Below are 17,900 nucleotides of genomic sequence, written 5' to 3' on the forward strand. Positions count from 1 at the left end.
ATGACCGACCTCACTGCCCCCTTGCTTGCCGACGCAACCGAGCGCATGCATGCCATCTGGCGCCGCATGCTCGATCACGACGAGTTCGGGCCGACCGACAGCTTTTTCGACGTCGGCGGCCATTCGCTGCTGATAACGGAACTGGCCATCGAAATAGAAAAGGAATTCGGCGTGAACATCCCTGCCGACGCGATATTCGATCATCAGACGATCGCCGCCCTCTGCGCATTCGTCGGCCGCCCGCGGTAACGACCGTCGCCGCCGCAACCTCTCGCCTACTGCGGATCCAGGAGATTCAAAACATGGTAGATGCCAAAGAAGTTCGGGAAAGATTTTTTCGCGATGGATTCTACGGCCCGTTTGTCGTGTATCCACCGGACACCGCAAAATCGATGCTCGCGTCGATTCGACGCCAGAGCCAGGACATGAGCCGGGCGATTTTCCAGAACAGCTGCAATTACGATCGCCATTTCGACATCGACGAGCTGGCGGCCCACGTCGAGAATGAAGTGATCATTTCCCACGCGCGGGCAATTCTGGGCGATGACCTGCTGTGCTGGAGATCCGAGTATTTTCCGAAATTCCCCGGCGCCAAGGGCACCGAGTGGCACCAGGTCGAGCGGTTCCAGTACACCACCGGGTCGCCGCAACTGCAGCCCGTCGACGGGCAGCCGGGCGACGTCCCGTTCGAGCTGACCGTCTGGACCGCTTTCACCGAGTCGACGATCGACAACGGCTGCATGAAGTTCCTGCCCGGCTCGCACCGGACGAAATATTTCGACGAGTCGATCGAGCCGACGACCGGACGAAACCAGCGCTACGATCCGATATCGGCCGACGAAACAGCCTTCTTCGGCTACAACTTCTCGGAGTTCAAGGTCGATCCCGACTGGGCGCCCGATGAATCCGAGGCCTGCTCCATGGAGATGAAACCCGGCGAGTCCGTCATGTTCATGGCCAAGTGCGTCCACGGTTCGCATCCGAACATCACGAAGAACAAGACGCGTTTTGCATTTACGACGCGATACGTGTCGCCTGACGTGCTCGTCTATCCGGGACAGGATACGTTCGTCGAGCACGGCGGGTTCTTCGACCTCGGCCAGTACGGCGTCGTGCACGTGTCGGGCAAGGACACGTTCCAGCACAACCGGACGCGCCACTCGACCAACACCGGTTACCGATTCCGGCCAGCCGCGGCCCGTGCAGGCACCGGCAGCGGTCAATAAACGCCCGTCGACACGCGGCACGCGCCGCCATGCGCCGGCGCGTGCCTTTTTGCGCACCATTCGGAAGCCGAGTGAGGACATGCACAAGCCAGGGGCAGGGTTCGCGGATCAAGTGATTCTTGTAACGGGCGGGTCGGAAGGCATCGGGGCCAGCGTGGTCGAGAAGATGGCGCGGGAAGGCGCCCGCGTACTGAGCGTTTCGCGGTCGGCGCGCGGAGCCGAGGCCGCGGCCCGCCTCGGTCGGCAGGGTTTCGACGTCGCGTGGATTCAGGCCGATGTTTCGGACCCCGGTGCATGTGCCGACGTGGTTCGCGAGGCCATTCGCCGGCACGGGCGCCTCGATGTCCTCGTCAACAATGCGGGCAACCGCCCCGCGACGCTGCAGCGGCCGATCGATTCGTTGACCGACGCCGATCTGCGAGAGGCGCTGGGCACCCACCTGCACGGCCCGTACAACCTGTCGATCGCAGCGTGGCCGCACATGGCCGCGCAACGCTATGGCCGTATCCTCAACTTTTGCTCGGGCCATCTCTTCAGCTCGTTCGACGAGCACGGCCTTCTCCCGTTCGGGATCGCGAAATCCGGCATCATCGGGCTGACGAAGATGATGGCCACGCCCGGCGCACGGTGCGGCATTGCCGTCAACGCGCTGTTCCCTGCCGCGCTCGATTCGCAGTGGAACCGGGTCGAGTGGCGTGTTCCGTCACAGCAGGAAGAGCGTGATCTCGCGGACGTGTGCTCCCACGCGGGCCTTTGGCCGTTCATCGAATGGATATGCGGGCCGAACGCGTGCAACGGGGAAATGTTCAGCGTATGCAACACGAACCTGACCCACGTGTTCGTGGGCGATACCGACAACTTTTCCTATTCGGCCTATCCGGACATGGGCGCATGTGTACGGGCCGCGATGGAATCGGCCAGTCATGACCGCCCCAGGACGGTCGGCCAGTTCTTCAGCAAGCATCTCGGCGCGCCGCGCAGCAGGCGCCTCGTTCAGCTGCTCGCGTCACTGGCCACCCGCCGGCACAGGGCGCCTGAACGCGTGCCCGCGCCGGACTGAGCGCCGGCGCCGCGAACACGACGCATACGCGTCACGCCGAATCGCGCCGCCTGTACACGCGCGCCATGCTGGCGAGAAACGAGAGCGCGGCGATCGCGCAGGCCAGCGCAAACACGTACACGGAGAATTGCCCGTCCGCGCTTCCGCTTGCGCCGCCCACCAGTGCGATCACCACGGCGACCAGCGCGGCGCCGATCGATTGGCCGGTCGTTCTTGCCGTCGACAGCACGCCGGACGCGGTGGCGGTCCTGTTCCTTGCCGCGTTGGCGAACATTTCCTTGTTGTTGGGCGGCAGGAAGAAACCGTACCCCATTCCGCAAAGCGCGACGCGCCACAGGAAGTCGCCCGCCTGCGGATGCGCCGGCAGCAACGCGAGCGAGCCGAGCCCCACGCAAAAGATCAATACGCCGATGCTCGACACCTGGGTCGCATTCAGGCGATTCGTCAGTCTCCCGGCAAACGGCGCGCACAGTGCGACCGTGATCGGCCATGGCGTAAAGATCAGCGCGGATTTCAACGCACTGTACGAATAGGTGTGCTGCAGCACGAACGGCAGCGCAACCAGGGCCATGCCTTGTGAAACGAACATCGTGACGGACGTCAGCACCGCGAATGTGTAGCGGCGCGATTGAAAGATATCCAGGGGCAGAAGCGGATACCTGGCCCGGGTCTGACCGATGCCGAATGCACACAACAGCGCCGCCGATGCGGCGGCAAGCAGAAAGACGGTGCGATCGCTCCACCGGCCGATTTGATCGACGGCGAGCGCAAACAGGCCGAATGCCGCGGCCGACGTCACCGCGCCGAGCACGTCGAAGCCGCGTTCCTTGTGCGTGTCCTTGCCCAGCGCGAGCACCGAGAACGCGGTGGCCGCTATCCCGAGCGGAATGTTGATGTAGAACAGCCAGGGCCACGATGCGTACGAGACGATCAGCCCGCCGAGTGCGGGGCCGAGGGCCGTTCCCACGGCGAACACCAGTGCATTGAGGCCGAAGACCGTTCCCAGTGCGCGCGGCGGAAAGATCACGCGATAGAGACCGTAGCCGACGCTGATCAGTATCGCGTAGCTGATGCCCTGGACGATCCGCATCGCCACCAGCGCACTGAAGGTGGTCGCGAGCCCGCACCCCAGGGACGACAGCGTGAACAACACGAGCCCGGCCGTGTAAAAGCGTCGTTCGCCGATTCTCGAGCCGAGCGACGCACAGGTCAGCATGATCGCCGCGCTGGCCACCTGGTACCCGTTCGCGACCCAGATGACCGAGGCCGCGCTGACGCCCAGGTCGGTCGAGATGGTGGGCAGTGCGATATTGACGATGGCGCTATCGAGGGCCGACATGAACACGCCGACCAGAATCGCGACTGCGGCAAAATAGCGCCGAGGTATTTCGAACCCTTCTTCGCTGAATTCTTCTGCAATCTGCATGAAGTGATTGTGCTCGATGGAGGAGAGGTCGAATGCGCGAATCTAGCCGTGACGCAGACGCTCGCCGTGCGCGGCGTCGAGCGCCAGGCCTGCGAGCGATTTCAATATCACCGCGGTGACACCCCAGATGTCGTATTGCTGATCCGCCCAATACCAGGACCCCGTGCGCTCTCCTTCGACATACTGCCGCGGCAGGTCCGGATTCAGCAGCGTGGCAAACGGAAACTCGAATATTTCCTCGACTTCGGCCGGTGCGGCTTCCCAGCGGGCCGTATCCGACACAATACCGATAACCGGGAAAATGGCGTGATTGCGCTTTCTCGTTTTGTGAATCGGCAAGCTGCCGATAACCTGGACCGCGCCGGGTTCAAGGCATATTTCCTCGAAAGCTTCCCGCAATGCCGTCGCGCCGACCGTATCGTCGGATTCCGCCGGACGGCCGCCGGGAAAACTGACGTGCGACGAATATTCGCTGAGCCCCGACGAGCGCTTGGTCAGCAAGATCGTCGGCTCGCGCCGCGCCACGATCGCCACCAGCACGGCGGAGAATTTCCACTGGCCATCGTTGTCCGCAAGGAGCAGCTTCGCCGCGGGCCAATCCGTCGACGCGGGAATCCGAAAGCCTTCCACGCCGCGTACGATCGATTCCAGCGCGACCTGCTGCGCGTCGATATCCGGGTGCGCCTTGGCGAACGCACCGTGGGTCTCCAAGATAATTCTGTCGCTTCCCATGTCTTCCTCCGGCATGCCTGGGCCTACGCGCTTCGAGTGACACTGAATCGGGAAATCCTGCTCTGGAACGGCGTCTTCGCCGCAAAAACCGTTTGAGTATATGTTCGTTTTCGGTCAAACGGGGATTTGGTTTGCTTAAATTTTAAAGCATGCCCGCTCAGTCGCGGATAACCGATCCGGAAAGCCGATCCGCTATGAATCCGCCGATAAACTCATGCCGATTTACCGTGCCCATTATTCGGCCGAATCGGCATTCACTTGCGAATGCGATCAAATGGCTCAGCCAGCGCACCGCGCCAGGAAAGCGGGCGGGGTATGACCCACCCCCGCCCGTCCTCCAAGGCAGCCTGACGGCAGCCTACCCTCGTGCCAGAGAGTTCTGTCGGGGCCGACGGCATGCGCCTATTCGACCACCAGGTTGTCGATCACCGCGCGCACGCCGGGCGCGGACCATGCGGCGCCGCGCGCGACCTCGCGTTCCGCATATGAATCGACCTTGCCGTTGAGCGTCACCGTGCCGTCCTGCACGAGCACCTCGATCCGGCTCGCCTCGCGCTCCGCGTGGCGCTGCATCGCCTTGCGGATCGTCGTGCCGATGTCGCCGGCCACGACGTCGCCGCCCACCTCGAGCGCATCGGACACGCCGGTGATCCCGCGCATCTCCGATACCGCACGCAGCGCGCGCAGCCGCTGATAGCCCCAGTCGACCTTGCCGGTCAGCGTGACCCAGCCCTTCTCGACCTGCACGTGGAGCGCGTCGTCGCGCAGGCCTTCCGTCCAGTGCAGCACCGCGCGCACCGCCTTCGCGACATCTTCGTCGGTATGGCGGTTTTCGTGCGGCAGCTGCACGGCCAGGTCGACGACGACGGCGCGCACGCCCGCCACGCGATGCGCGGCGTGCTCGGCGGCAACCTTCTCCGCGAAACTCGACGGCCGGCCGGACAGCGTGACGACCCGGTCCTCGACCTCGACGCCGATGCGCGTCGAGTCGACCGCCGGATCCCACGCGAGTTCCTCCTCGACGTCCTGCTTCACCTGCCTGTCGGTCTTCATCGCTTGCTCCCGAGCAGCCGCGCGCCGGGACGCACGGAATACCCGCTTTTCACACGGCCCGGCGGCGATGTCGGACGCAGGTCAATGCGCGCGCCGATCCGCCGCCCTTGGGCCACGCTCAATCCGCGCCGCGCACGAGCAGCACCGGCACCTGCGCGAGGTGCGCGACGCGGCGCGCGACGCTGCCGATCAGCAGCGCGGCCAGCCCGCGCCGGCCATGCGTGCCGACCACCAGCATCTCCGCGTCCCAGCGCACGGCCTCGCGCATCAGCGCGTGCGCGACGTCGTCGCTCGTCGCGAGCGTTTCGATCAAGCCGCGCTTGGTCGGATTCGCGCAGGCCTGGAACAGCGCGTCGACCCGCGCCAGGGCCACCTCGCCCTCCGCGCGGTACGCATCCTCGAGCGCGCGCACCGGCACGATGTCCGTCAGACGAATCGCGCGATCGACGACGTAGGCCGCATACAGCAGCGTGCTCGGCGTCGCGAACGCCATGCCGGTCTGCACCGCGTGCAGCGACGGCTCGCTGCCGTCGACCGCGAACATCATCCGCTGCGGCGGCCCTTCGATCGGCCGCTCGTAGCTCGCCGGCACGATCAGCAGCGCGCAGCGCGCGCGCCGCGTCAGCGTGTCCGACACCGCGCCTTCGACCAGCCGCAGCAGGCCGTGATGCCCGCTCGCGCCGACCACGAGCGCATCGGCCTGCCACGCGGCCGTGTCGCCGACCAGCGCACCGGCGATCGTGCCGCCCGCGACCGACGCGTCGACGATGCCGTGCTCGACGTCCGCGCCGCTGTCGGCGAACATTGGCATGATCCGGTCGAGCACGGCCTGCGCGTCGTCCGTCATTTCCTTGCGGGCGGACGTGAGCAATGCATCGATGCGCGGGATGTCGGGCAGCAGCAGGCGCGGATTGTCGATCACGCTGACCACGCGCAACTGCATGCCGGGGCGCAGCAGCGCGCGCGTGTACTGCGCGGCGCGCAGCGATTCGGGCGTCGGATCGACGGCAAGCGCGATCCGCGACGGTGACGGGACGGACTGGGCAGGCTGCATGGCGAAGGCACTCCGTACGTGCGCGTCGTCCGTGGCGGACGACGCCGGAGCTTCGCACGGGTGCGGTGCGCGGCGGTCCGGCCGCCGCATGCCTGGCCGCGGGATCGGCTGGCAGCCGCGCGAAGCGCGGACAAGCGATGCCGACAGCATAGAACGTCCGGCCCGCCCGTGCATGATCGAAATCAAGCCGCGGGCCGCGGCCGGCCACGCTTACGACTTCGTCGGCGCCGATACGGCCGGACGGTTCGCGTAGAACACCGCGTACGCGATGCCGAGCAGCACGATCCACAGCGGCCCGATCACGAGCGCGACGCGCGTATCGGGCGTGAACGCCATCAGCACGACCACGAGCGCGAGGAACGCAAGCGCGACGTACGAGCCGAGCGGAAAGAACGGCGCGCGGATCGGCAGGCGCGCGATCTGGTCCGCCGACAGCGTGCGGCGGAAGCGCAGCTGCGCGATCAGGATCACGCACCACGTCCAGATCGCGCCGAACGTCGACACCGACGTGAGCCACACGAACACGTGCTGCGGCGCCAGGTAGTTGAGCAGCACGCCGACCAGCAGCAGCGCGACCGACACGCTCACGCCGTACACCGGCACGCCGCTGCGGCTCACGCGCCCGAGCACGCGCGGCGCCTGGCCCTGCTGCGCGAGGTTGTAGAGCATCCGCGCGGTGCTGAACAGGCCGCTGTTGCACGACGACAGCGCGGCCGTCAGCACGACGAAGTTGATGATGCCGGCGGCGGCCGGGATGCCGAGCCGCGAGAACGTCATCACGAACGGGCTGCCCTGCGTGCCGATCTGATTCCACGGGTAGATCGACATGATCACGAACAGCGCGCCGATGTAGAAGATCAGCACGCGCCAGAACACCGAGTTCACGGCCTTCGACAGCGATTTCTCCGGATTGCGCGCCTCGCCAGCGGTCAAGCCGAGCATCTCGACGCCGAGATACGCGAACATCACGATCGGCAGCGCGCCGATCACGCCCGTCCAGCCGTTCGGCATGAAGCCGCCGTTCACCCACAGGTTCGAGATGCCGGTCGCGACGCCGCCGTTGCCGAGACCGAGCGTGATCATCAGGCCGCCGCCGATGATCATCAGCACGATCGTGACGATCTTGATCAGCGCGAACCAGAACTCGAACTCGCCGTACAGCTTCACCGCGACGAAGTTCACCGCGCCCATCGCCGTGAGCCCGAGCAGCGCCCAGATCCAGTTCGGCACGTCGGGGAACCAGACGTGCATGTAGACCGCGACGCCCGTCACCTCCGCCATGCAGGTGACGATCCACACGAACCAGTAGGTCCAGCCGGTCACGTAGCCGGCAAACGGGCCGAGGTAGTCGCGCGCATAGCGGCTGAAGGCGCCGGCGACCGGGTTGGTGATCGCCATTTCGCCGAGCGCGCGCATGATCAGGAAAATCACGATGCCGCCCAGCAGATAGGTCAGCAGAATCGCGGGGCCGGCGGTGCGGATCGCGGAAGCCGAGCCGAGGAACAGGCCGACGCCGATCGTCGCGCCGAGCGCCATCAGGTTGATGTGCCGTTCTTCCAGCCGGCGGTGCAGCTGGTCTTCTTCTTGTCTCAAGTGCGTCTCCAGGCGGCCGCGCGCGGCTGCCGTCATTGTGTCAAGGTCATTGCGCGACAGGTCGGTGCCGTATACGGCTGCCGAAAACGAAATGATCCCCGCCGCCGGTTTCCCCATCGGCAATGAAACCGATATTGCGCGAAACCGTTCGGAATGGCCGCGGATTATCGAGCGATTCCGGAATAATCCGGGAAACGGCCCCCGCACTGCCGGGTAACGAGCGGTGCGTCAGGCGCAGCGCGCCTGCCCGCGCGTTCAACGGGAATTCAATCGCGTTCGGCGCGGCGTGCCGCGCGTCGTATGTGCGCGATCACGCGCACGCAATATGCAGGCGCGATTATATGAATGATCAGAGGATTCGCGCCAGTCGATTCTTGCCGGAAGGCGCGATCATGAATGACAGGATGATGATTTAAACGGCCGGCGCGCGCGGATGCGCGCGGGTCATTTGGACAGCGTCGCGCGCACCGTGTACTCGCCTTGCGTCGCGTCGTGCTCGTGCCGCACGAAATAGCGCGACGCATCCACGTCGGCGGGCATCGGCTCGACCGGGTAGCCGTGCTTTTCCCATGCGTCGAGGCCGCCCTTCAGCGCCTTGATGTGATGCGCCATCTGCTTGCGCTGCAACTGCGCGACGATGCGCTTCGCGGTCGCCTCGTTCGGGCACACGCAATAGACGACGATCGGCCGCTTCAGCAGCTCGGGATCGAGCAGCTCCGGCGAATCGAGATCCAGCGGTACCGCGCCGGCGATCCGGTAAGGCTCGCGTTCGCGCACCCCGCGCGGCCGCGCGTCGAAGATCAGCGGCGGCTCGTCCGACGTCATCATCTCGGCGAGCTGCGGCGGCGAGATGCGCATCTGCGCGAGCCAGCGCCGGAACTGCACGCGGCGCACCCAGCGGTACAGCAGGAACGTGATGAAGATCGCGAGGAATGCGTCGAGGATCGTCCCGCCGCTCGAGCGCACCCACAGCACGAACTGGACGATCTGGTCGTGAATCGCCGCGCCGCCGATGAGCCAGAACCCGGCCCACAGCGAAGCGCCGGCCAGGTCCCACAGCAGGAACACGCCGACGCCGATCGCCGTCGTGCCGAGCAGCGGCGCGGACACGAGGCCGAGACCCGGCAGGAACTTGGCGAGCACGAGCAGCGGCGCGCCGTGGCGTTCGAACACGTTGCGCGCGAAGCGCAGCGTCGTGTCGAGCGACAGCGAGAAGCGCACCAGCGCGTTGATCAGGCGCCGGCCGCGGGTGCGGCCCATGAAGAACCACAGCGAATCGGCCAGCATCGTCGCGCCGACGGCCGCCACGAACATGCTCACGTACGACGCCTGCCCCATCGCCGCCATCGTGCCGCCGAGGATCAGCATCGGCACGGCCGGCACGGGCACGCCGAGCTGCGTGATCAGCACGCTCGCGAACACGGCCCACGGGCCGAGCGATGACGGAATCGCAACGGGAAAGTGCCACACGGCGGCGCTCCTGGATGACATGCGGGCCGAATCGGCTAAGCCGGCCAGCGACCGGCGGTGCAACGACTGCCGCGGCACTTCCGCAGCTGGAACGGCATGAACGGCATTCTAAACGGGTTTGATGAACGCCGCGCGGCGCAGCCTTGCGCGCCGCGCGGGTTTTGCCGCCCGCGTGCGGCCGCCCGCGATGCGTCACGCAGCAGGCGCGGACGGCCCCGACGGGCCCGCGGACGTGCCGCACGACGGGCAGAACCGGCTGAACGCGTTCTTGCGCGTGCGGCACTGCCCGCAGGCGTTGAACACGCAGATCCCGCAGTGCGGGCAGAAATTCGCGTTCGGATCGGCGGTGTCGAGCGGCCGCTCGCAGCCGGGGCACACCTTCTTCGCGATGCGCGCATACGCGGTCACGAAATCGATCGCCTCGCGCCGCGACACGTCGGGCTGCTGCTCCTCGCGGCGCTTCTGTTCGAGGTAGCGCGACAGCGCGCGGATCGCGTACTGCCCGACCGCCACCGTCAGCACGATGCCGACGATATAGCGCACGTAGCCGCCGTAGCTCGGCAGATACGGCACCAGCTCGACGAAGAACCCGTACAGCGCGAAGAAAATGAAGCCCCATACAAACGGCCAGTAGCGGCTGCCGCGCTTCTTCGCGAACAGCCAGCCGGCGGCCAGCAGCAGCGGCAGCGTGAACAGCAGCCGGATGCCGAACACGCGCAGTTCCTGCTTGCGCTGCGCCGCGTCGAGCCTACGGTCCGCGTCGGTTTCGAGTTTGGCGAGCGCGAGCCGCGCGGCGCCCTGCTCCCGTTCAAGCCCCTGCGCGGCTTGCCTCAGCGCACCGATGCGGGCCTGCGCATCGCGCTCGCGCTGCGTCGCCGCCTCGAGCGCACGGGCATGCGCGATCACGGCCGGATCCTGCTCGGCACGCTCGGTCGCATGGCGGGTCGCGATCTCCGCGCGGAACGCTTCGCGCGCCTGCCGCGTGTCCTGCTCGGCGGCCGTCAGCAGCAGCGACGCCTGCTCGGTCGCGTCGCGGTTCGCGTTCAGGTCGGCCTGCAGCTTGGTGAGCGTCTGGCGCAGCGGCACGGCCGCCTGCCGGTCGATGAACGCCTCGCGGTCGAGCGACACCTCGACGCGCGGCAGATCGCCGACGATCAGCCCGCCGAGCCCGATCAGGAAGCCGGCGAACACCACGGCGATGATCCATAGCGCGCGCTGGAACCACACCTCGGCCAGTCGCAGTCCCTTTGTCGATATTGTCATGTTGGTTGGGTTCCATGAGCGCCGGCTGCGCGCCCGGCGGTGAACGGGAGGGGCTACGGGGAGGATGCTGCCAGATGTGCGCGGCGCGGCGCAACTTCCGCGCGGCGCGGTGAAGGGCGTGCAGAAAACGTGCGGCCACGGCGGCGCGCGCCGCGTCGCCGTGGCTTGACTACGCTCGCCTGCGGGCCGCCGCTTACGCGGGCGGCGTCGCGACCTGCTCGTTGTGCCGCACCATCAGCACCGGCCGGTCCGCGGAGCGCAGCAGCGATTCCGCGACACTGCCGGCGAGCAGCCGGCGCAGCCCGTGCCGCCCGCTCGTGCCCATCACGATCAAGTCGGCGTCGGCTTCAGCCGCCGTGCGCATCAGCACCGCCGCGATGTCCTCGCCGTACGCGTCGAGCGCGCGCACCGTGCCCGGCACGCGGCTCGCGTCGAGCGTGGCCTTCGCGCCATCGAGCACGGCGGTCACGGCTTCGGCCGACGTCGGCTCGACGTCGCGTGTATCCGCGAAACTCGCGTCGACGTCCACGAGCTGCTGCTTGTGCTCGACGACATACGCGCAGGTAATCGCGCCGCCGGACGCGGACGCGATCCTGATCGCCTCATCCAGCGCCAGACGCGCGCTGGGGCTGTCGTCGAGCGCCACGAAAATCCGCTTGTACATGGTCCGACCCTCCCATAGGAAATCCGTTTCGAATCCGCTGGCCGGCGCCGGCCCGTTCGCGCCCACATCACGCACGCGAATCGGCCGCACCGGCCACCCATTCAGTCTGGCCCCACGCGCGTCGGTCGCCGTTGACGCGGGTCAAGCATGCGCCGCGCCCCGTCGCATCGGATGATTTGCAGCTTTTTCTGCTGACCCCATTACAAAAAACGCGCAAAACGCGCACAATTTCATCTTGTAAACAGATACCGCCAAGCATCGGGTGCCGGCCGCGCCCGGTATTCCCACGCTGCCCATGTGCCAGGGCGGCCTCGGAGAGAGTGGCCCGTAGATGACCGCCAGCGGAACCCCAATGCGCGACGCCCGACCGTCCACGCGCTATCAGTCCATGTTACGCCAGCCGCTTGCGGCTGGCGTTGTCGCGCTCGTCGTCGGCGCAGTGCTGTCGCTGTGCGTCGCGCTGCTGGTGCGCGAGCAATGGCAAAGCACCATCCACGCCCGCTTCGAGCGCCGCACCTCGCACGTGACGGCGATGCTGCGCCACGAACTGCAGGCCGGCGTCGCCGTGCTCGAAAGCGCGCGCGGCGCGCTCGCCCTCACGCCGCAGATGACGCTGGAGCAGTGGCGCCAGTATGTCGACGCGCTGAATCTCGACAATGGCCGCTCGCCGGTCAGGCAGCTCGGCTATGCGCCGCTGTCGCCCGAGGTGCGCGTGCTGCTCGCGGGCGCCGGCGCCCCCACGGCCGAGCCGCTCGCCGTCGCGACGCTGAGCGCACCCGCGTCGGCGGCGCCCGTCGCACGCTTCGGCGGGCCCGACACGGCGTCGTTGCGGCGCGCCGTGCAGACCGGCAATGCCGCGCTGGGCGTCCACTCCACCGATGACGACACCACCCGCGACGGGCGCACCGTCACGCTGTTCCTGCCCGTCGCCGACGAGCCGGCCCCCGCCACGCCGGCCAAACCGGGCACGGTGCGGGACGCCGCGATCGACGGCGTGCTGTTTGCGGCGCTCAGCCCGCAGCGGCTGCTCGAGCGCGCGCTCGACTCGGAACGCGGGATCGACCTTCGCGTAAGCGCCGACGGCGACCCGCGGCCGATCTTCAGCGCGGAAACCTCCACCGAGGAAGCCGTCGCGTCGCCCGACCTGATGCGCCAGACCGACGTGCTGGTGTTCGGCGGCAGCACCCTGAAGCTCGATTATTCGGCGGACGGCCGGCCCGGCGCGACCGGCGCGCAGCGCGCGGCGGGCACGGTGCTCACGGCGGGCCTGCTCGCGTCGCTCGCGCTCGCGGCGCTCGTGTACGTGCTGCTGCGCGGCCGGCCGGGGTCCGCCGCGGATGTCGGCGCCCGCAGCAGCGGCATCCTCAACGAGGCGCGGATGATGGGCATCATCCGCTCGTCGATGGAGGCGATCATCACGATCGACGAGAAGCAGACGGTCGTGATCTTCAACCCGATGGCCGAACAGGTGTTCGGCGTATCCGCGATGGAGGCGATCGGCGCGCCGCTGTCGCGCTTCATCCCGGAGCGGTTCCGCGCCGCGCACGCGAAGCACGTCGACCAGTTCGGCGTGACGGGCGTGTCCGAGCGGCAGATGGGCCGCCAGCGCGTGCTGTTCGGGCTGCGCGGCAACGGCGAGGAATTCCCGATCGAGGCGTCGATCTCGCAGATCCGCGATGCGTCCGGCAAGCTCTACACGGTAATGCTGCGCGACATCACCGAGCGCGTGCGCGCCGAGAACGCGCTGAAGCAATCGCGCGAGGAGCTGCGCGAACTGTCGGCGAACCTGCAGAACGTGCGCGAGGAAGAGAAGACGCGCATCGCGCGCGAACTGCACGACGATCTCGGCCAGCAGCTCACCGCGCTGAAGATGGACCTGTCCGTCGTCGAGCACCAGTTGCGCGCGCCCGACGCGGTGCAGCCGCGCGAAGACGTGCTCGTCCACCTGCAGGGCATGCGGCGGCTGATCGATGCGACGGTCGCATCGGTGCGGCGCATCGCGGCCGACCTGCGGCCGGTGATGCTCGACGATCTCGGCCTCGTGCCGGCGATCGAATGGCTCGCGAACGATTTCACGAACCGCTACGGGATCAATGTCGAGCGCAACATCGAGACCGGCGGCCTCGCCTTCACCAACGCGGGCGCGACGACGCTGTTCCGCATCGTCCAGGAGGCGCTGACCAACGTCGCGCGCCACGCCGACGCGACGCGGGTCGCGCTGACGCTCGACATCGAGAGCGGCTTCTGCGTGCTGCGCATCGCCGACAACGGCCGCGGCGCGGCGCCCGTCACCGGGACGGCGACGCACGAGGAGAAGTCGTTCGGGCTGATCGGCATCCGCGAGCGCGCCCACATGCTCGGCGGCAGCGTGACGATCGACACCGCCCTCGCGCGCGGCTTCTCGATCACCGTCGCGTTTCCGCTGACCACGATTCAACAGGAAACTTCAACCATATGATCAAGGTGCTCATCGCCGACGACCATACGCTCGTGCGCGACGGGTTGCGGCATATTCTGCAGAACGCCAGCGGCTTCGAGGTCGCGGGCGAGGCCTGGGACGGCCCGACGACGATCGCGCTCGTGCGCGCGACCCCCGCGCAGGTGCTGGTGCTCGACCTGTCGATGCCGGGGCGCAACGGCGTCGAGCTCATCAAGCAGATCAAGGACGAAAAACCGGCGCTGCGCGTGCTCGTGCTGACGATGCACGCGGAACAGCAGTACGCGGTGCGCGCGTTTCGCGCGGGCGCGTCCGGCTATCTGACGAAGGAAAGCGCCAGCGCCGAGCTGGTCGGCGCGGTGTCGAAGGTCGCGTCGGGCGGCGTCTACGTGAGCCTCGCGATGGCCGAGCAGTTCGCGCAAAGCCTGAACGAACCGGCCGAGACGCTGCCGCACCAGCGGCTGTCCGACCGCGAGTTCGACGTGTTCCGTCGCATCGCCGCCGGGCAGACGCTGACCGAGATCGCGCAAGCGCTGTGCGTGAGCGCGAAGACGGTCAGCACGTACAAGACCCGGATTCTCGAAAAGATGCAGATGCCGCACGAGGCCGCGCTGGTGCGCTACGCGATGCGGCACAAGCTGCTCGACGAGACGGACGACGTCTAGCCGCGGCAGGCGGCACATGGCCGCCGCGCCGTCATCGCCCCGTCACTTCGCCGGCACCGGGCACGCGAGGTCGCCCTCCTCGCACGACAGGTAGCCCTGCAGGCTCTCGGTGCGCGCTTTCGTCAGATCGTCGAGGCACATCGACACCACCATCGGATAGACGCTGCCGCCCTCCGCGCCCGCGCTCGAGAAGCCGCATTCGGCATCGCGGTATGCAACCCACGCACGCTGCGCCGACACGAGCTTGTCCGCAAGCGGACGGTTGTCCCGCACGCGCGTGGTGACGGCCTGGTAGGCGCGGTTCAGTTCCGCGTCGGATTTCTTGTATGCGCGATCGGCGCACGCGCTCATCGCCGCCTGGTCGGGCGCATTCGCGCAGTTCGCCTGCGCATGGGCGTTCGCTGCCATCGCCAGCGACAGCAGCAAACCGGTCAAGACACGCATGGATGCTCCTTGTTGTTCGTTGATGTGTGGAACCCGATGCCGGGACGGCCGCCCTGCCGTGCCTCGGAGCACGGCGCCGCGCGCCGGGCCGGTGCGCTTGCGTGCGCGTCGGCCGCCCTGGCGCGGCGACATCGACGGCGATGCTAGCGCACGCCCGCGCGCTTGTCAGCCGCTGCCCGCACGCCGCGCCGCGCACGCTTGAATATCGCCCTTGCCCGCCTACACTGGAAAATCGATACGCCGCTTCGGTCCCGATATCGCATCCATCCCGCGCTCCCCACACCCGCTGCATTCCTCAGCGCATTCCGCCATCGCATCGCCGCCGCGGCCCGACCTCCCGCCGGCCGCCCGTCGCTGCATCGCGCACGGCGCGCTCGCCTGACCACGAAGGAGGCAACAATGAGCTATCACCTGGAAGGCCGTCTGCTGGAGGTCTGCAATTGCCGCGTGCTGTGCCCGTGCTGGATCGGCGAGGATCCCGATTTCGGCACCTGCGACACGATCGTCTCGTGGCACATGGACAAGGGCACCGTCGACGGCGTCGACGTCAGCGGCTGCACGATCGCCGCCGTCTGCCACGTGCCCGGCAACATCCTGCAGGGCAACTGGACCGCCGCGATCTACATCAACGACACGGCATCGGACGAGCAGGAGAAGGCGCTGCTGAAGGTCTACACGGGCCAGGCCGGCGGGCCGATCGCCGATCTCGCGAAGCTGATCGGCACCGTCGTGTCGGTCGAGCGCGCGCCGATCACGTTCGACGTCGTCGGCGCGAAGGGCACGCTGAAGATCGGCACCGACTACCACGCGGAACTCGAGCCGTACCTCGGCCCGAGCGGCGCGCCGACGACGCTGACCGACACCGTGTTCTCGACCGTGCCAGGCGCGCCCGTGTTCGTCGGCAAGGCGCCGGTCTATCGCTCGAAGAATGCGGCGATCGGCATCGACGTCAACCTGACGAACCACAACGCGCTGCAGAGCACCTTCCTGTTCGACGCCTGAACGGCGCCGCACGCCGCGCGAACCGGCTGCGTTCGCGCGGCGGCGACGAAACCGGCCATGGCCGCGCTGCCGCATCGACGCGCGCATTTGCGCATCTTCCCGCTCGTGCTCGCGAGCCTCGTCGCGCTCGCGTGGGCCGCGCTGTGGGCGTGGACGCGCAGCCCGTACGGCCGCTACCTCGAACATGACGGCTGGACCGCGTCCGGGCCGGCCGCCGCGCTGTGCCGCGCGCTGCCCGGCGGCGCGGTATGGCTGCCGGCCGTGTTCTCCGCGGCCGCATGGACGCTGATGATTCTCGCGATGATGCTGCCGACCACGCTGTCGCTGTTCAACGCGTTCGCGCGCATCGTCGCGGGCCGGCCGGACCGCGCACGCCTGCTCGTGCTGTTGGGCGCCGGCTACGTCGCGGTGTGGAGCGCGTTCGGGCTGCTCGCGCATGCGCTGCACGCGCTACTGCTGGCCGGCGTCGCGCAGGTGCCGGCGCTCGCGTGGCGCGGCTGGGTGATCGGCGCGGCCGTGTTCGCCCTCGCCGGCGCGTTCCAGTTCAGTGCGCTGAAGACGCGCTGCCTCGACCGCTGCCGCACGCCGCTCAGTTTCGTGATCAGCCACTGGCGCGGCCGCGCGCCGCACCGCCAGGCGTTCGCGCTCGGCGGCCGGCACGGGCTGTTCTGCGTCGGCTGCTGCTGGGCGCTGATGCTGCTGATGTTCGTCGTCGGCGCAGGTAGCCTCGGCTGGATGCTCGCGCTCGCGGCCGCGATGGCGGTCGAGAAGAATGCTGCCTGGGGGCGGCGGCTCACCGCCCCGCTCGGCTTCGCGCTGCTCGCCGGCGCGGCGCTGATCGCCGCCGGCCATCTGTGAGGCCGCGGTGCGCCCGCTCGCCACGTCCGATCCGGCCAGGCACGCCCAGCCCGTCGCGCGCACCGTGCTGCTGACGGCCGCCGCGATGCTGGCGTTCGCGTCGAATTCCCTGCTGTGCCGTCTCGCGCTGCACGACGCGCAGATCGACGCGGCCAGCTTCGGCAGCGTGCGCCTCGTCTCGGGCGCGCTGATGCTCGCGATCGTGGTTCGCGCGGGCGCGCGCCGCGCGCCGCCGCGCGTGGACTGGCTGGCTGCGACGATGCTGTTCGCGTATGTCGCGTGCTTCTCGTTCGCGTACCTGACGGTGAGCGCGGCGACCGGCGCGCTGATCCTGTTCGGCGCGGTTCAATTGACGATGTTCGCGGCCGGGCTGTATGGCGGCGAACGGTTCGCCGCGTCGGGCTGGCTCGGGATGGGTGCTGCGGTCGCGGGGCTGCTGTACCTCGTGTCGCCCGGCGTGTCCGCGCCGACGCCGGCCGGCGTCGTGCTGATGTCGGCTGCCGGCATCGCATGGGGCATTTATTCGCTGCGCGGGCGCGGGCTCGCCGATCCGCTCGCGGCCACTGCCGGCAACTTCCTGCGTGCCGCGCCGATGGCGCTGGTGTTGAGTGTGGTCGCGGCCGGGCGCTTTCATATGACGGCGCGGGGCGTGCTGCTGGCGGTGGCATCCGGGGCGCTGACGTCCGGTATCGGTTATGTGATCTGGTATGCGGCGTTGAAGCACCTCACTGCGATGCGGGCCGCCGCGGTTCAGTTGTCGGTGCCGCCGATTGCGGCGGGCGGCGCGGTGCTGTTTCTTGCGGAGCAGCCGACTTGGCGGCTCGCGATCGCGTCGGCGGCAATTCTTGGGGGGATTGCGCTTGTGCTTGCGGGAAGGGCGACGCTTCAGACCAGTCCCCCGCCCGATGGGCGTAAATGAGCCGTGCGGTTGCCGTCGATCGGGTTTCTAGAAA

17 protein-coding genes are annotated in these 17,900 nt (G+C 68.0%); 8 read left to right on the top strand and 9 right to left on the bottom strand.

All coding sequences use genetic code 11. The annotated features are described in order from the left end of the window. From ABFO07_RS22595 to ABFO07_RS22605, 3 genes are all read left to right on the top strand, one after another. Positions 1 to 249 carry an acyl carrier protein gene (locus tag ABFO07_RS22595; RefSeq protein WP_347469596.1) on the top strand — a complete coding sequence of 83 codons (249 nt, stop codon included), beginning with the start codon at positions 1 to 3 and terminating at the stop codon, positions 247 to 249. A 53-nt stretch (positions 250 to 302) separates the two neighbouring features. Continuing rightward, entirely contained in the window at positions 303 to 1,226 is a 924-nt protein-coding gene (locus ABFO07_RS22600; protein WP_347469597.1) for a chlorinating enzyme, read from the top strand. A gap of 79 nt (positions 1,227 to 1,305) precedes the next feature. Beyond that, positions 1,306 to 2,286 carry an SDR family NAD(P)-dependent oxidoreductase gene (locus ABFO07_RS22605; RefSeq protein ID WP_059991016.1) on the top strand — a complete coding sequence of 327 codons (981 nt, stop codon included), beginning with the start codon at positions 1,306 to 1,308 and terminating at the stop codon, positions 2,284 to 2,286. Between the two features lie 31 nt (positions 2,287 to 2,317). Here the strand turns inward: ABFO07_RS22605 and ABFO07_RS22610 are convergent, their stop codons facing one another. From ABFO07_RS22610 to ABFO07_RS22645, 8 genes are all read right to left on the bottom strand, one after another. Continuing rightward, positions 2,318 to 3,712 (bottom strand): MFS transporter, encoded by a 1,395-nt coding sequence (locus ABFO07_RS22610; protein ID WP_059566732.1) that lies wholly within the window; start codon positions 3,710 to 3,712, stop codon positions 2,318 to 2,320. Positions 3,713 to 3,754: 42 nt separating this feature from the next. Next, positions 3,755 to 4,444: an NUDIX hydrolase gene (locus ABFO07_RS22615; protein ID WP_230941948.1), complete on the bottom strand. Its 690-nt coding sequence runs from the start codon at positions 4,442 to 4,444 to the stop codon at positions 3,755 to 3,757. A 402-nt stretch (positions 4,445 to 4,846) separates the two neighbouring features. After that, complete coding sequence (locus ABFO07_RS22620; protein WP_059807673.1) at positions 4,847 to 5,497, bottom strand: BON domain-containing protein; 651 nt, start codon at positions 5,495 to 5,497, stop codon at positions 4,847 to 4,849. A gap of 118 nt (positions 5,498 to 5,615) precedes the next feature. Beyond that, a complete protein-coding gene (locus tag ABFO07_RS22625) occupies positions 5,616 to 6,551 on the bottom strand; it encodes a universal stress protein (RefSeq protein ID WP_059566729.1) in 936 nt (311 codons plus the stop codon). Between the two features lie 210 nt (positions 6,552 to 6,761). Further along, entirely contained in the window at positions 6,762 to 8,144 is a 1,383-nt protein-coding gene (locus ABFO07_RS22630) for an amino acid permease (protein WP_124490541.1), read from the bottom strand. 444 nt (positions 8,145 to 8,588) lie between these two features. Then, the gene (locus tag ABFO07_RS22635) at positions 8,589 to 9,614 is read right to left on the bottom strand and encodes a VTT domain-containing protein (protein ID WP_059566727.1); all 1,026 of its coding nucleotides are present in this window, start codon (positions 9,612 to 9,614) and stop codon (positions 8,589 to 8,591) included. Positions 9,615 to 9,806: 192 nt separating this feature from the next. Beyond that, positions 9,807 to 10,877: a zinc ribbon domain-containing protein gene (locus tag ABFO07_RS22640; protein ID WP_059566726.1), complete on the bottom strand. Its 1,071-nt coding sequence runs from the start codon at positions 10,875 to 10,877 to the stop codon at positions 9,807 to 9,809. A 193-nt stretch (positions 10,878 to 11,070) separates the two neighbouring features. Beyond that, positions 11,071 to 11,541, bottom strand: coding sequence for a universal stress protein (locus ABFO07_RS22645; protein ID WP_059566725.1), 471 nt, complete (start codon positions 11,539 to 11,541; stop codon positions 11,071 to 11,073). Positions 11,542 to 11,872: 331 nt separating this feature from the next. On the opposite strand from ABFO07_RS22645, the gene ABFO07_RS22650 reads away from it, so the two are divergent. Together ABFO07_RS22650 and ABFO07_RS22655 are read left to right on the top strand one after the other, a co-directional pair. Beyond that, on the top strand, positions 11,873 to 13,999 hold the full coding sequence (locus ABFO07_RS22650) for a PAS domain-containing sensor histidine kinase (protein WP_347469598.1): 2,127 nt from the start codon (positions 11,873 to 11,875) through the stop codon (positions 13,997 to 13,999). Next, positions 13,996 to 14,643 carry a response regulator gene (locus ABFO07_RS22655; RefSeq protein WP_017329510.1) on the top strand — a complete coding sequence of 216 codons (648 nt, stop codon included), beginning with the start codon at positions 13,996 to 13,998 and terminating at the stop codon, positions 14,641 to 14,643. The genes ABFO07_RS22650 and ABFO07_RS22655 overlap by 4 nt, the downstream gene beginning before the upstream one ends. Before the next feature lie 42 nt (positions 14,644 to 14,685). On the opposite strand, the gene ABFO07_RS22660 is transcribed toward ABFO07_RS22655, so the two are convergent. Continuing rightward, positions 14,686 to 15,087 (bottom strand): lysozyme inhibitor LprI family protein, encoded by a 402-nt coding sequence (locus ABFO07_RS22660; RefSeq protein ID WP_059566723.1) that lies wholly within the window; start codon positions 15,085 to 15,087, stop codon positions 14,686 to 14,688. Positions 15,088 to 15,486: 399 nt separating this feature from the next. On the opposite strand from ABFO07_RS22660, the gene ABFO07_RS22665 reads away from it, so the two are divergent. From ABFO07_RS22665 to ABFO07_RS22675, 3 genes are all read left to right on the top strand, one after another. Continuing rightward, positions 15,487 to 16,089, top strand: a complete 603-nt coding sequence (locus ABFO07_RS22665) for a DUF1326 domain-containing protein (RefSeq protein WP_059566771.1) — start codon at positions 15,487 to 15,489, stop codon at positions 16,087 to 16,089. A 57-nt stretch (positions 16,090 to 16,146) separates the two neighbouring features. Beyond that, complete coding sequence (locus ABFO07_RS22670) at positions 16,147 to 16,947, top strand: DUF2182 domain-containing protein (RefSeq protein WP_059910965.1); 801 nt, start codon at positions 16,147 to 16,149, stop codon at positions 16,945 to 16,947. A gap of 85 nt (positions 16,948 to 17,032) precedes the next feature. Beyond that, on the top strand, positions 17,033 to 17,866 hold the full coding sequence (locus ABFO07_RS22675) for a DMT family transporter (protein ID WP_375782252.1): 834 nt from the start codon (positions 17,033 to 17,035) through the stop codon (positions 17,864 to 17,866). The last annotated feature ends 34 nt before the right edge of the window (positions 17,867 to 17,900 follow it).

Origin of the sequence: Burkholderia stagnalis (assembly GCF_039848545.1) — a bacterium.
Lineage (GTDB): Bacteria > Pseudomonadota > Gammaproteobacteria > Burkholderiales > Burkholderiaceae > Burkholderia > Burkholderia stagnalis.

Bases quoted from the DNA above. Each gene is read 5' to 3' on its own strand.
- ABFO07_RS22610 (WP_059566732.1), bottom strand. From the start codon at position 3,712: ATGCAGATTGCAGAAGAATTCAGCGAAGAAGGGTTCGAAATACCTCGG.
- ABFO07_RS22625 (WP_059566729.1), bottom strand. From the start codon at position 6,551: ATGCAGCCTGCCCAGTCCGTCCCGTCACCGTCGCGGATCGCGCTTGCC.
- ABFO07_RS22670 (WP_059910965.1), top strand. From the start codon at position 16,147: ATGGCCGCGCTGCCGCATCGACGCGCGCATTTGCGCATCTTCCCGCTC.
- ABFO07_RS22620 (WP_059807673.1), bottom strand. From the start codon at position 5,497: ATGAAGACCGACAGGCAGGTGAAGCAGGACGTCGAGGAGGAACTCGCG.
- ABFO07_RS22645 (WP_059566725.1), bottom strand. From the start codon at position 11,541: ATGTACAAGCGGATTTTCGTGGCGCTCGACGACAGCCCCAGCGCGCGT.
- ABFO07_RS22640 (WP_059566726.1), bottom strand. From the start codon at position 10,877: ATGACAATATCGACAAAGGGACTGCGACTGGCCGAGGTGTGGTTCCAG.
- ABFO07_RS22665 (WP_059566771.1), top strand. From the start codon at position 15,487: ATGAGCTATCACCTGGAAGGCCGTCTGCTGGAGGTCTGCAATTGCCGC.
- ABFO07_RS22655 (WP_017329510.1), top strand. From the start codon at position 13,996: ATGATCAAGGTGCTCATCGCCGACGACCATACGCTCGTGCGCGACGGG.
- ABFO07_RS22675 (WP_375782252.1), top strand. From the start codon at position 17,033: ATGCTGGCGTTCGCGTCGAATTCCCTGCTGTGCCGTCTCGCGCTGCAC.
- ABFO07_RS22595 (WP_347469596.1), top strand. From the start codon at position 1: ATGACCGACCTCACTGCCCCCTTGCTTGCCGACGCAACCGAGCGCATG.
- ABFO07_RS22615 (WP_230941948.1), bottom strand. From the start codon at position 4,444: ATGGGAAGCGACAGAATTATCTTGGAGACCCACGGTGCGTTCGCCAAG.
- ABFO07_RS22650 (WP_347469598.1), top strand. From the start codon at position 11,873: ATGACCGCCAGCGGAACCCCAATGCGCGACGCCCGACCGTCCACGCGC.
- ABFO07_RS22605 (WP_059991016.1), top strand. From the start codon at position 1,306: ATGCACAAGCCAGGGGCAGGGTTCGCGGATCAAGTGATTCTTGTAACG.
- ABFO07_RS22660 (WP_059566723.1), bottom strand. From the start codon at position 15,087: ATGCGTGTCTTGACCGGTTTGCTGCTGTCGCTGGCGATGGCAGCGAAC.
- ABFO07_RS22600 (WP_347469597.1), top strand. From the start codon at position 303: ATGGTAGATGCCAAAGAAGTTCGGGAAAGATTTTTTCGCGATGGATTC.